Below are 14,287 nucleotides of genomic sequence, written 5' to 3' on the forward strand. Positions count from 1 at the left end.
AAATTTACAAACTGATATTTAAACCAAGAATAATGTTTCTAGGCACTGGGTAAGTTCCTGTAGAACCAGCTGCGTTTAATCCTAAACTAGATCCTCCGTCAATACCTTGCACCTCTGGGCTTAATCCTTTGTATTTTGTGAAGTAGTATAAATTGCTTCCTGTAACATACAGACGAAGTGATGTTAAACTTGCTTTTTCGATAAGTGTTTTTGGAAAATTATAGCTAAACGTAATTTCTCTTATGCATAAATAATCTCCGCTCTCGTAATAACGGCTGTTACCTTGAAACATATTGGTGTTGTAAGCTGCTCCACTCGCTTCAGATCTAAATAAGTTATTCTGATTTGTCTGGTCTGCCCAACGGTAACGAGGAACATCTGTAATATCTCCTTCTTTCTGCCATGCTTGCGCACTTTCTGCCAATAATCCGTAGTTACCTTGAAACTGTCCTAAGAAACGTGCTCTTGCTTCGTTGTAAATTGTTGCTCCCAATGAGTAATCTGTTCTAACAGTCAATGAGAATCCTTTGTATGAAGTATCAAAATTGAAACCTCCTACGAATGTCGGGAACATATTCCCCATGTATTGTCTGTCTCGGCTGTCAATGATTCCGTTATTGTCTGTATCTTCAAAAACTGCGTCACCAGCAAATTTTCTTCCGTCAGGATTACCACCGTTTGCAGCCGTTTTCGTTACATAAGTATCATGCACTTTTGCGTTGTATGCATCTGCTTCTGCTTGAGTAGAAAGAATGTATAATTGTTTGTGAGCGTAGAAATTTCCAATTTTCTGTCCTTCCTGCAAACCTCCCACATAAACATATTTACCGCTTTTTGCATCCCAGATCTCTGTTCCGCCAATTCTGTTATTTCCGTTTCCATTAAATGGAAGTTTTTCGACTGTATTGGTATTGTGCGAAACGTTTGCTCCAACATTTACTTTCCAATCATTTTTATTGTAAACATTTGCCTGAACTTCCAACTCAAAACCTTTGCTTCTTAATCCTCCTAAATTGGTCAAAACAGTTGAGAAACCGCTATTTGAAGGCAAAGTCAGGTTGGTCAATAAGTCTGATGTCAATTTGTTGTAAAAATCTCCGATGATTCTAATTCTATCTTCGTTTAATCCGATATCAAAACCACCATTTATTGTTTCAGATTGCTCCCATTTTAAACCAGGATTTGCAATTTGCGAATTAATAATAGCCGATTGTCCATTATAACTATTTGGAAGTCCGTTTGTAGTTCCAGCGTACAATCCTCCTGCTTGAAAATCTCCTAAAGTACCTAAGTTTCCGTTTACACCATAACTTCCGCGAAGTTTAAGAGAAGAAAAGAATTTTGGCATTGTGTTGGCCCAGAATTTTTCTTCCTGCATATTCCATCCGGCAGAAATTCCAGGGAAGAATCCATATCTATTGTCTGGACCTAAACTTGACGAACCATCATAACGGAATGAAGCTGTTGCGAAATATCTGTTTTTGTAATCGTAATTAACACGTCCGAAAACACTATTTAAAACCAGCTTGGTATTGTTGCTGTACACAGAAACCGGAATTGGAGATGAATCTAAGGTCTGCGCTAAATCTGAAGGGCTTCCTTTTCCTGCGGCATTAAAATATTTAATGCTTCTGTCGTATTTTGAAAGTCCCAATTTGGCATCAAAATCTCCTATATTATCCCATCCTTTTTTGTAGGCAAAAACCCCTTCGTATTGCACTTGATACGTTTGATTGCTCAATCTCGTAGCTGTTCTAGTATTATCAACCAAACCGCTGCTTCCGCTTAAGAATGCCTGCTGAAAAGTATTGTCATTTTCGTTTTCGCTGTATAACGAAATGGCTGGCGTGAAAGTAAAATCTTTTGCAAGTCTTAATTCACCGTCTACACTCATTTGCAGTTTGTCGTTTTCATTTTTCCCTTTAACTTTCCCCATCTGGTACAATGGATTTCCGTTAATGTTGTTTTGCCCCGGAGCTAAAGTTCCATCTTCTAAATATAATTTTGTAGTTGGCGAGTTTCCTAAATATCTGTTGAAAACAACACTATTTGCGACTACCTGATTGTTGCTCGCCTTAGAAAATAACACTCGCCCATTAATGGTAAAATTGTCTGCAACTTTTAACGATGCGTTTAACTTACTTGTAAACCTTTGGTATCCAGTAAATATCGTAATACCGTCTCCTTTTAAATATCCTAAACTTAAATCGAATACGCCTGTATCTGTTCCTCCGCTAAAACCAAGCGTATGGCTTTGCGTAATGGCATCTTGAAACAAAATATCGTTCCAATCGGTGCTTTTGTACATAATCGTACTGTTTGGGTTTAAAGGATCTGCAACTTCCTGCCAACCTTTTGCTTGAAGCGTGCTTATTGTTTCTGGCGATAAATTAGATTTTAATAAAGTAGCAAACGGAGTATTATTTTCCAGATTGTTTCCTGTACCTGCAGGCGTTGCACCGGTCAATTGCCCTAAACGCGCAATACCTGTCGTTGTAGAAAGTCCCGCAAGTTCGGCAGCATTATACAATCCTTGACGCTGCATTTTAATGTAATCGCCTCCATCCATAAAATTGTACTTTTTGCCAATTCTACTGTTTTGCGTTGAAACATTATAGCTCACCTTAAGTTTTCCTGATTTACCAGTATTAGTCGTTACAATGATTACACCGTTTGAAGCTCGTGCACCATAAATAGAAGTCGCTGCAGCATCTTTAAGCACCTGAAGTGAAGCGATATCCAACGAGTTAATATCATCAATCTGACTTCTGATTACACCATCTACAATATATAAAGGAGTTGCTCCAGAAGGATTATCGATTGAAGTACCACCACGAACGATTACATTTGAAGCTTTTCCCGGCTGACCTGAAGAAGTTTTTACCACCAAACCTGTAACGCTTCCTTGTAAAGATTGGGTAACGTTTGAATAAGGTACATTTTCAAGTACTTTTTTATCTAATTTAGAAACCGCTGTACTTAAAGTTCTTCTGTTTTGAGCTCCATATCCTACTACAATTACCTCATTCATCTGCTGTCCTATTTCTTTTAAGACAATATTTAACGGGCTGCCTGTAATAGCCACTTCCTGATCCTGCAATCCGATATAAGTTACGATTAAAGTAGTCGCATTGTCTGGAACCTCAAAAGCAAAATTTCCGTCAAAGTCGGTCTGAGTACTTACACTTGTTCCTTTGGCAACAATATTTACACCTGGAAGAGATTCTCCTTTTTCATTTGTCACCTTTCCGGTAACTTTCTTCTGAACCGGGTTGTTCTTTTTTACATTTTTATCCGTAAACACAATGCTTTTTTCTGTTTTAGCAGATGCTAATTGCATAGTAAAAGCTAAAAGTAACGTAGAAGTAAGTTTAACAACTTTTACGTGTTTAGGAGTAAACCTAAAATTTTTAGGCTTACTTTTAGGCAATAATTTCATACTTTTGTAATGGTTTGGTTAATAAAACTTTGTTAAGGTCAATTTATTTATTCCTAAATCACCGTTCTTATGAAGAACAAGCCAGCAATGTTCACAGCATTGACTGGCTTTTTTTATGATCAAAAAACAATATTTTTATCCAAATGGTTAGTTTGGTTTTGAACATCAAATCTTAATTCTAAAGTTTCTTTTAAACAGCTAATCGCTAAATATTAAATGTAAACTTTATTTAAACAATTTATTATTATTTTGTAAAGATATAAAACATTTTAAAATAATAACAATAGTTATTAAAATAATTTAATAACTATGTTTAAGTTTTTTAATTTAATTATTAATGAGCGGAAATAATAGCTTTTCTTTGATGACGCAACAAGCGCCTATAACCCCCGCTCGTCGCCCTAATGTTGACTTTTTAAGCTTCATATCTCGGTTTACCAAACCAAGAGAATATTTTTTTAAAGCTGATTGTATCGGCAGCAGCGCATAATCGCCAAGTTGTGCGAAATCTCCTCCAATCACCAAAAGATCTGGGTTGAATATGTTTAATAGAATAGATAAGTAACGTCCCATTTTTTCACTTTGCTGTGTCACAAGGTCTACGCAAAGGGTGTCTTCCAAATTTACAGCTCCAGAAATAATAGCATGATGCTGCAAAACAGGTGAGTTTTCATCCAAGACGACTTTAGATTGCTTGCCGTCTTTTATTGCTTCTTTAAATTGATTGACTAGTGACCAGCCTGAAATTTCGGTTTCCAAACAGCCTAGTTTCCCGCATTGGCACATGATTTCATTATTAAAAATCGTGCTATGCCCAAACTCTCCCGAATAACCAGATTTTCCGTAGTAGAGTTTTCCATCGGTAATCATCCCGATTGCCACTCCCCAGCTGTAATTGACAAAAATGATGTTTTGCTCGTCGACTACCACACCTTCGCAATATTCGCCAAAAGCCATCGCTCTCGTATCATTTTCTAAGTGAACAGGAAGATTTAGCTGTTCTGAAATAATTTCTGTCAAGGGTCTATTTTCGCTGAAAAAATAATTATAGCTAAAGCCTTCCATCGAATTGATACGGCCAGAGAAGTTGATGCAGACTCCAACAATCATTTTCTTTTCGACAGAGCTGTCTTCAATAAAGGAATTAATTAAATTACAGAATTTAAGAAGTGATTCTTGTGTGTTTTCTAAAGCAAAAGAAGTTCCAAGCTCAATGCTTACGAGTTCGTTTTTTATATTCTGAAGGCCAATAGACATACTGGTTAGCCCAACTTCAACACCTAGAAAATAGGCACAAGTAGGATTTATGCTAAACAGCGAAGGCCTGCGTCCGCCACTATTGGTTATTTTTCCTAAATCGACCACATAACCTTCAGCCAGCAGTTCGTTGACTGCTTTTGTTACTGTAGGCACGCTAGATTGCAGTTCTGTGCTCAATTCTGCAATAGTCGAATTTCCGCCAGACAATAGTCGTTTTACAATCGACTGCCTAAGCAAATGCCATTTTTGTTCAGATAAAGTTTTGTCTTTGCTATTATCTAATAAATCTTTTAAACTCATTGCTTTCCTAGTTTGGTTCACAACAAATTTAATTTATTTTTTAAATCAGCATAAAAATCAAGCCTTTATTATTAAATTATTTTAAATATTTAGAAAAGTTTTTAAAATCGAACTAAAAAAGGAAGATAAAGTTCCGAAAGATATCAGATAGCCAAAAAAATTAATCTGCCCCGCCATCAACGCTATCAAAAGTTTCTCGCTCTTTGGGTTTCACGCTGTATTTTAATGAAACCATCGGTCCGTAGTAAACATCAAATTGGGTTCCGTTGGTGCGCAACTGCATCTGCCCGATTACGCCTGCCAAAAAATGAATGTTTGGCGTGATTCCGGCTGTGTAATAAACCGATAATCTGAAAATATCAAAATGTTCTTCGGCATAATCTTTAGAAGCAAACTTCAGCATCAATTCTGTATAATAGCCAATGTTGGGTGCCAGAAAAATTGGCTTTTCTTTACTTTGTCTCAAATAATGATTTACTCCAAAACGAGCTCGTATTCTGGGAATCGTTTGGTGATTGCCGTTTCTGTCATCAAAAAACTTGGTTTCAAAGCGCAATTGTTCGAAAAGAGATCCTTTGGGCATTTCTTGAGTATAAGTTCCCATAACGATAAGTCTATTTTCTAAAGTTTTGTAATTCCCTGCTTCTTCAATCGCGTATTTCTGATTGTGTGCGTATCCTAGCCAAAGCTTCATATTTTTAAAACCCGAATAAATAAGCCAAGGCCTAAAGACTTTACGCTGCGTATATTCAAAAGGATTTCCGTTTGTGTATGCGCCTTGTGTAACGAGCTGCATATCTGCCTGCCCGCTCAAATGCCATTTTTCAATTAACGGAAAAGCAACGTCTGCCTCTTCAATAGATGCTGGAATAAAACCCATTGTATAAGGTGCATCCTGTGCCCTCAAAACCTGAAATAGGATTATAAAACCGAATAAGAGAAAATTTCTTTTTAATACATTCATATCAGTCACTATTAAATTATCGGCTGCGAAATAAAAAGCTCTATCAAATTTAAAGAAAGAAGCACTCCATCATTTAAAAAAGCGGTTTCATGTTATAATATGAAACCGCTTTTTTAAACATTTCTCCCAAACAAAAAAGCTTTAGAAAAACATCTAAAGCTTTTTAAATTCAAATTCTGAAAATCAATAATGCAGACAGGTACAAAGTTGACTGTTATTTTTGTGCACGCATCATATTTCGCCCCTACGGGGCTATTGCATAACCCGTACATACATTTTTTTTCTACCAATGTTTTGTCCCTATGGGACATTTTTTAAACATTCTAAAGCTCTGGAAGAGCGAAATATTTATAGCTAAAAACGATGCCCCAAGGTCAAAAATTCCAGCGGAGCGACATAACATTAATCTGGATTGGCCAATATCTTGTACAGTTCGGCATTTGAAAGATAAAACTGGTTCTCTAAACTTATTTGCGAAAGCTTAGCGCTAACCAGATTATTCTCTCTCGAATTGATTAAGAAAATCGAGCTTTCTCCAAACGAAAACAGTTTTTCTTCTGAATTTAGCATCGTCATATAATCTTTTACCAAATTGTCGATTACGACTTTCTGTTTTCTTAATGACGCAATTTCGGTCTGCTGTGCTTTTATTTTATTTTTCAATTCCAATCGCTGCTGGCCTATGTCATATTGCATATCCTGAATTTTCAGCTTTGCCATTTTCAAACTTCCGCGTTCTTTTCTTAAGAAAATCGGGAAACTGAAATCGATATTAAACTTATAGTCATCGGCGTTGAAATTATTCCAATAATTCGGTTCTGAAATGTAATTATACCCTACGTTTATTTTTGGAAGCAATGCATTGGCTTTCAGCTGGCGGTTGACTTCCAAAATACCCATTTTTGTTTCCAAAGACTGAATTTTCGGGTGTGAATCTAATGATTCTGTATCGACCATCATGGCATCTGTTTTTAGTGTCTCTTCGATCGTCTGAGCTAGATTTTCTTCTGGTTTTACCAAATCTCCCAATTCAACCGGAACATCTTCAATCCATAAAAAATTGGCTAGTTTAAGCTTTGCTTTTGCCAATTTTAAATTTCCGTTTTCAACATTCAGCTCTCTGTTACGCACTGTAATTTTAGCTTCTACACTGTCAATTGCCGGTGCGTCTCCTGCTGCTATCAGCTTTTTGACGCCTTCAAAACGAGTGCTGGCAAAACCAAGATAGTTTTTATACAGTTCAGCTTCATTATAGCTTTTTCTCCATTCAAAATAAGCTTCGCTTGCCTGATACAAGATTTCAATCGCTCTCAGTTTTCGCTGCGCATCGCTCAGTTTCACGTTAAGTTTTCCTTCGCGAACATCTGCCATTCTCTGGTTGATGAACATTCCCTGGCCTAAAGCCACATTAATGCCAAGCGAAGTTAATCCTGCTTCTGGAGTTTTGTTCTGCGGATTGTAATATTCACCGTTTGTGTCATCAAAACCTGCTTTAATTTCAACTCCATACCAAGTCGGAATTTTGAAACTGCTGTTTAGCAACGAATAATATTCTGTGCCTTTAAATTCTTTCTTATTGTAATCTACTTCAATTTTCGGGTCAAATCCGCCACGCGCTGCCATTAATTTTGCCTGAGCATTTGTCACTTCAAGATTGGCTTGTTTTACCAGCGGATGGTATTTTTTTACGTATCCCAAATACTCGATAAAAGTAAGCTCCTCTTGATTAAAATTCTGGCTGTACAGTGTAGAAAAACAAAATAACGTTAAGAAAGAAAACAATTTTACAAGATTTCTCATTTTACTTTTTCTCCTTTCCTTTTTCTACTTTTTCTCCTGAATTATAATAATTTGGTGGGAATCCGTTCAGGTTTCGCCAAATCTCGTACCATACCGAAACGGTTTCTAGCAATGCAATACTTTGTGCGCCAGCCCCGATGCTCAATTCTTTTGGCCAATGGCGATCTTCTCCATCTGGCGAAACTAAAATTCTGTATTTTCCGTTCGGACTAATGAAGTTTTCTATCGCTACAACTTTTCCTCCATAAGTTCCGTAAGACAAGCCTGGCCATCCCGAGAATACGATTCTCGGCCATCCGTCAAACCACACTCGAACTTTTGCGCCTCGGTGAACCAATGGCAAATCGATTGGATCTACGTAAGTTTCTACCGCAATATCATAATTAGATGGCATGATGCTTACAACTGGAGTACCTTCTTTTATCGTTTCTCCAATACCTGCCAATAAAGCACGGTTTACATAACCGCTCTGTGGCGCTGTAATGTAGTACAAACCATTTCTAAGTCTGTAATTCGTATACTGGTTTTCCAGTTTGTTAACCTGAGCTTCTGTGTCGTACTGCGTGCTCAAAGCGGTAAATTTATCGCTTCTTGATTTCGATATTTTCTCAGCATACTCGGCAGTAATTCTATTGATTTCTACTTTTGCATTTATCAATTCGTTTTTACTGCTCAGCAATTTATTTTCCTGCGTAATCACGTACGCTTCCGATTCTTGCAGTTTTAATCTTTTCTGCTCGACATCGGTAAGCGGTTTAAGTCCTTCTTTGTTTAAAGCCGTCGAACGGTCAAATTGTGTTTTTGCAATTCGAAGCTGTGTTTTTACTGCAACCAAATCCATGCTGTCGCTTTTTATTTTCAGCTGAGATTGACGGATTTTGTTTTGCGCCTGCTGCAGTTTCAACTGTTTTTCTGTGTTGAGCGATTGCGCCTGCACATCAAGAGAATTTACTTTATCGCTATACGATTCTACAGCCATTTTTTTGGCATCGACCTGCTGTTTGGTATTGCCAACCAAATTAGGATCCAGATAATCTTCTTTAATCTCCGAAATATAAAGAATGGTATCTCCTTTTTTTACATAATCGCCTTCTTTTACAAACCATTTTTCAATTCTGCCCGCAATGGCATTATGAACCGTTTGCGGTCTTTGGTCTGGTTTTAAAGTCGTAACAGAACCTGTTCCCGAAATATTCTGCGTCCACGGCAGAAAAAGGCATAATACTGAAAATATCAGAAACCCGATTATGACTCTGTTTAAAATTTTATAATGAGGTCTTCGGGCAACGCTTGTAATCGATTTGTAATGGCCCGGCGTTATAAGTACGTTATTATCTTTAGATATATTGAGCATGATTAAAGCTTTATGTCGTTAATAATTTTCCCGTCATCAATCGTAATCATACGACTGCATTTGCTTTTCCAGATATCATTTTTAGAAGTCACAATTACAGTCCAGTCGTTTTCTTCGGAAAGTAAAAAATCAACAATTTTACTCGAAGTGATTTCGTCCATTTTATCAACCGGATCTTCCAAGAATAAGATATTTGGTTTCCCTACAATGCTTCTAGCCAAAAGAATTTTTTGCACATCAGAAGCAGAAAGTTCGCGACCGCCAGGATGGATTTGATTCTCCAGTCCGTTCTCAAAAGTTTTAATGTACGGTGTCAGCCCAACATTGTCTAAAGCCCATTTTAAATCATCGCTATTTAGTTTTTCATTTCCAAAAATAATATTCTCGCGTATTGTCCCTGCAAAAAGCGTATCGCCTTGCAAGAATGTACCCGCTTGTGCTCTGTACGTATCTTCGTTGAGGCGATTCATGTAATTATCTGTGACATACATTGCTCCGCTTTCTGGCTCTAAAACCCCCGAAAGAAGTCGCAGCAAAGTACTTTTTCCCGCACCATTTGTTCCCGTTAGAATAATTTTTTCGCCTTGAGAAATTTTCAGATTAATATTCTTAAGCGACTTCTTATTATGCTCCGGGTAATTGTAGCTAATACTTTCAGTCTCGATATTGATTCCTTTTTCTGTTTTGTCTGAAGTCTGAGGAATGCACGAAATTTCCATGTCTGTCACTTGACCAATTTTTTCAACAGAAGTCAATACATCGTAGAAAGACTCCAACCCGAAGATGATTTTTTCTACCGAATTGATCAATAATACAATTACGATTTCAGCTGCTACGAACTGCCCTATGTTCATTTGGTGGTGAATTACCAGAAAACCACCGATGGATAATAAGGCAGCAGTAACAATTACTTTAAAAATAGTAAGCTGAATGTATTGTTTTTTCATTACCTGAAAGTGTTTTTCACGGTAATTAACGTAGTTGGTCGCGTATTCGTCATTTCTTTCCAAAGCATATTCAAAAGCTCCTTTCCTGCGGAAACTTTCTCTATTTCTAGCAATTTCCTGAAGCCACGCTGCCACTTTGTACTTAAATTTTGATTCGTTCAAACTGGTTTCGAGACCGTCTTTGTACGAAAATTTAAAAATGACATATAATATGACTATAAATAAAAGCCCGATTACCATGAAGAAAGAATGGTACAGCACCAATAAGATAATCCCCAGACCAACCTGAAGGAATGCTGTACAGAAATCTAGAAGCAGTTTTGCAGTGCCTTTCTGTACCATCAAAGTATCAAAAAAGCGATTGGCTTTTTCGGGAGCATACTCTGAGTACATTTCTTTAAATTTAATTAAAGGCATTCTGTAGGCAAACTCAAAAGAAGAACGCACAAAAATTCGTTGCTGCAAATTTTCAACAATACGCAGCTGCAAAATCGTCAGCACGCCTCCAAAACCAACTCCAACCGTAACCAGAATCACGAGTACGATCCACGAGACGCTCAGCTGTCCGCTTTGAATAAAATTAATAATAGCTTGGATTCCCAATGGCAGGGAAAGATTGACTAACCCTGCAAATGCAGCATAGAAGATAATTTGATACACATCGCGCTTATCGAGCTGCAATAAGTTGTAAAATCGTTTGAATGGTGTCATGAATTTAAAGTATAAATACAAGATTATTACATAGAATAAATATACGGCAAAAACCGCATTTATAGATTAAGTTTTTGCCCTAATCCTTAAAAAAACAAGTATTTATGAATTGAACCGAGGAGGCGGTATGTCTATCTTGCCATGAAAACCAAACGAGAAGATTGTATTATCGATATATTTTTTCCCTTCAGATTCCATTAAAAAATAAAAGTTAGGCATCAAAGATTCTGATGAAACTAAATATTCCATTAAGGGAATTCCTTTGGCTAATTTGGCTGTTTTGGTATCTTTTGTCTTATAATCATCCAGTTCTTCTGGAATTCCGTCACATTTAAAGATTTTCTTCAGAAAGCTGCAGGTAATTCCTTTTACAGTATACGTTTCAGCGTTATCGCTTAAGATTCGGCCCACACTATTAGAAATGTTTAAACTGCTAATTAGAAAATAGCCGACTAGTAACGCCTGAAGGCATTTGCATAAAAAGCTATTTTTAATTTTGTTCAACATATTCTAAAAGGCTGAAAGTTTAATTAAATCACATCATTTTGAATCAAAATCTCAATGATTTAAGGCGTTTACTGCAATTTTAATGAGCGCGCAAGTTAGAGCCAATTTTTTTCTAGAACATTAAAATAACATTAGAATTTAGAATCATTACAAACTTTAAAATTATATTAACAAGGCATTCTTACAGGCTTATCGGAATTATGTAAAGACCGATGGCAATTCTATAACTCTTATGCGTATAGGCACTTTACTTTTGGGTATCGAAAATTCGACAAAGTTTAAGTAAAAGAAATAATATCGTGTTACCAATTAAAGAAACCCAATTTACAAACCCTTTAATACCTAATCTAGAGATGATCTACGCAAAAGATGATTTGACCCGTTTTTTAGATGCTCAAAATAAGCTTTATCTGACTGCTCTTTCTGAAATTAAAAAAGGAAAGAAAGAGACCAACTGGATGTGGTTTATTTTTCCGCAGATTAAAGGTTTAGGAAAAAGTGCCATTTCTGATTATTATGCTGTTGCGGATTTAAAAGAAGCAACCGAATTTCTAAATCATCCCATTTTATCTAAGCACTTAATTGAAATCTCGAAGCTTCTTTTAACTTTTAAAAAGAAATCTGCTGAAGGTATTTTGGGCGAACTCGATGCTCGAAAATTACATTCGTCAATGAGCCTATTTGTTCAGGTAGAAAATGCGCATCCTGTTTTTCAGGAGATTTTAGATACTTTTTTCTTTGGACATTTGGATCAATTGACTTTAAATTTTACAACCAATGAAATGTTCCTAACGGAACAAGAAAATATGTAAAAAAAGCGGTTATCACATTTTGTGTTAACCGCTTTTTTTGCCAAGTAATCATTCCGTAGGAATGTTTCATTGGTACGTCCTAAATATTAGCTTTTTTCAAAATTAGAAACGCCCTTTTTAAGCCAATTCAAATATTCTTCGATATCTGGATTGTAAGCAGAAGTTTCGTTGAGCGTTTCTCCGTTATGATCAACCAGAACATAAAAAGGCTGAGCATTGGTTTTGTAAGTCAGCGTTTGGAATTCGCTCCATTTTTGCCCAATGTATTTTAATTTTTTGCCTGTCAATTTAGAAGTAATCTGTTCGTTCGGATTCAGTTCTCTTTTGTCATCTACATAAAGCGAAATTAAAACCAAGTCGCCTTTTAAGACTTTCTGAACCTTTTCGTCAGACCAAACATTGTCTTCCATTTTACGGCAGTTTACACAGGCATGACCCGTAAAATCAATCATAACTGGCTTTCCTATTTTTTTGGCATACTTCATACCTAAATCATAGTCGGTAAAAGCCATGATGTTATGCGGTCCAAGCTCTGCCCCTTCAGGCAAGTTTTGAGTTATTTCGTCTGAAGAAACGTTGTTCAAACCATTTGGGATTTCGCTATAATGCATTGGCGGAGGAAAACCGCTAATCATTTTAAGCGGTGCGCCCCAAATTCCGGGAATCAGATAAATGGTAAAAGCCAAAACCAAAACGCCTAACCCAAGCCTTCCAACACTTATATTTGAAACTGGGCTGTCATGCGGCAACTGAATTTTTCCAAATAAATAAAAAGCTAATGTTCCGAAAATCGCGATCCAAATTGCTAAAAATGTTTCTCTTTCCAGCCAGTGCAATTGCAGAACCAAATCGGCATTAGAAAGGAATTTGAAAGCAAGCGCCATTTCTAAAAACCCTAAGAATACTTTAACCGAATTCAGCCAGCCTCCTGATTTTGGAAGGGAATTCAGCCAGCCCGGAAAAGCGGCAAAAAGAGTAAATGGCAAAGCCAAAGCCAGAGAAAAACCAAACATTCCGACAAAAGGCGCAATTCCTCCGCGCGAAGCGGCTTCGACCAGCAAAGTGCCCACTATGGGGCCCGTGCAAGAAAAAGACACAATTGCCAATGCCAAAGCCATAAACAATATGCCTACGATTCCGCCTCTATCAGCCTGCGAATCGACTTTGTTTGCCCATGCATTTGGAAGCATGATTTCGAATGCTCCTAAAAATGAAAAAGCAAAAATCATTAAAAGCACAAAAAAGATCAGATTAAACCAAACGTTTGTCGAAAGCGCATTTAAAGAATCTGCTCCAAAAGCCCAAGTTACAACAGCTCCCAAGAAGATATAAATGGCAATAATAGCGATTCCGTAAAAAACGGCTTTTCTGATTCCCTGCGATTTGGTCTTGCTTTGTTTGGTAAAAAAACTCACCGTCATCGGAATCATCGGAAAAACGCAAGGTGTCAGCAAGGCTGCAAATCCTGAGAAAAAGGACAATAAAAAAATGGTCCATAAACTTCTAGATGTTGTTTTAGGCTCGTTTTTTTTGAAAGCTGCTTGAGGCATTTTTACCTCTTCTGCCGTAACAATTTGTTCTGTTTTTTCTTTTGCTTCAGTACTTGAAGAATCTATTGCGATTATTCTTGTTTCTTCTTTTACGGCCGCTTCTATTAGAGTTTTCGCTTTCGCGGATGGGCTTATGCTAAACTCCAATTCGTCTGAACTTGGCGGAAGACAGTTTTCATCATTGCAAACCATAAATTCAACCTCTGCATTGATTTTAAAAGGTTTTGATGACAATATTTTGACGCGCTGCCTAAAGGTGGTTTCTTTTTCAAAAAACTTAATCTGCATTTTGAAAACAGGATCGTTAACCGTTTTTCCTTTTTCTTCTTTTACAGCATCAATAAGCTGGAAATCGGCTCCTTTTATAAAATTAAAATGGGTCGGAATCGGACCTCCGTCTGAAACTTCCTGACTGTATAAATGCCAGCCCGATTCGATAATGGCTTTTGCCTGCAATTCGTATTCAGTATCGGAAATTTTCTCGACACTGGTTTTCCATTTTATGGGATTGTATATCTGAGCCTTTACTAATATGGAAAACAGCAGGAAAAAGCCCAGTAAAAAAACATTTTTTTTCATGGGTAAAAATCTTAAAAAAGAGGGTTGAATAGCAAAAAACAACCCTCTTGGTAATCCGCTATAC

General features: G+C 36.9%; 9 protein-coding genes. 1 reads left to right on the forward strand and 8 read right to left on the reverse strand.

Annotation, left to right across the window (positions count from 1 at the left end; translation table 11 throughout):
* Positions 1–4: 4 nt before the first annotated feature.
* The 7 genes from N4T20_RS20450 to N4T20_RS20480 all read right to left on the reverse strand — a co-directional run bounded on the left by N4T20_RS20450 (position 5) and on the right by N4T20_RS20480 (position 11,282).
* A complete protein-coding gene (locus N4T20_RS20450) occupies positions 5–3,439 on the reverse strand; it encodes a SusC/RagA family TonB-linked outer membrane protein (RefSeq protein WP_260670906.1) in 3,435 nt (1,144 codons plus the stop codon).
* 327 nt (positions 3,440–3,766) lie between these two features.
* Entirely contained in the window at positions 3,767–4,999 is a 1,233-nt protein-coding gene (locus N4T20_RS20455; protein ID WP_260670907.1) for an ROK family transcriptional regulator, read from the reverse strand.
* A 160-nt stretch (positions 5,000–5,159) separates the two neighbouring features.
* Positions 5,160–5,963, reverse strand: a complete 804-nt coding sequence (locus tag N4T20_RS20460) for a DUF2490 domain-containing protein (RefSeq protein WP_260670908.1) — start codon at positions 5,961–5,963, stop codon at positions 5,160–5,162.
* 402 nt (positions 5,964–6,365) lie between these two features.
* Positions 6,366–7,763 (reverse strand): TolC family protein, encoded by a 1,398-nt coding sequence (locus N4T20_RS20465; RefSeq protein WP_260670909.1) that lies wholly within the window; start codon positions 7,761–7,763, stop codon positions 6,366–6,368.
* Position 7,764: 1 nt separating this feature from the next.
* A complete protein-coding gene (locus N4T20_RS20470; protein WP_260670910.1) occupies positions 7,765–9,117 on the reverse strand; it encodes an HlyD family secretion protein in 1,353 nt (450 codons plus the stop codon).
* Positions 9,118–9,119: 2 nt separating this feature from the next.
* Entirely contained in the window at positions 9,120–10,775 is a 1,656-nt protein-coding gene (locus tag N4T20_RS20475; RefSeq protein WP_260670911.1) for a peptidase domain-containing ABC transporter, read from the reverse strand.
* Positions 10,776–10,877: 102 nt separating this feature from the next.
* The gene (locus N4T20_RS20480; protein WP_260670912.1) at positions 10,878–11,282 is read right to left on the reverse strand and encodes a hypothetical protein; all 405 of its coding nucleotides are present in this window, start codon (positions 11,280–11,282) and stop codon (positions 10,878–10,880) included.
* 353 nt (positions 11,283–11,635) lie between these two features.
* Here N4T20_RS20480 and N4T20_RS20485 point away from each other — a divergent pair, with 353 nt between their 5' ends.
* The gene (locus N4T20_RS20485; protein ID WP_260670913.1) at positions 11,636–12,094 is read left to right on the forward strand and encodes a DUF1810 domain-containing protein; all 459 of its coding nucleotides are present in this window, start codon (positions 11,636–11,638) and stop codon (positions 12,092–12,094) included.
* A gap of 86 nt (positions 12,095–12,180) precedes the next feature.
* On the opposite strand, the gene N4T20_RS20490 is transcribed toward N4T20_RS20485, so the two are convergent.
* On the reverse strand, positions 12,181–14,223 hold the full coding sequence (locus N4T20_RS20490; RefSeq protein ID WP_260670914.1) for a protein-disulfide reductase DsbD family protein: 2,043 nt from the start codon (positions 14,221–14,223) through the stop codon (positions 12,181–12,183).
* Between the last annotated feature and the right edge of the window lie 64 nt (positions 14,224–14,287).

It is taken from the genome of Flavobacterium sp. TR2 (genome assembly GCF_025252405.1).
GTDB lineage: Bacteria > Bacteroidota > Bacteroidia > Flavobacteriales > Flavobacteriaceae > Flavobacterium.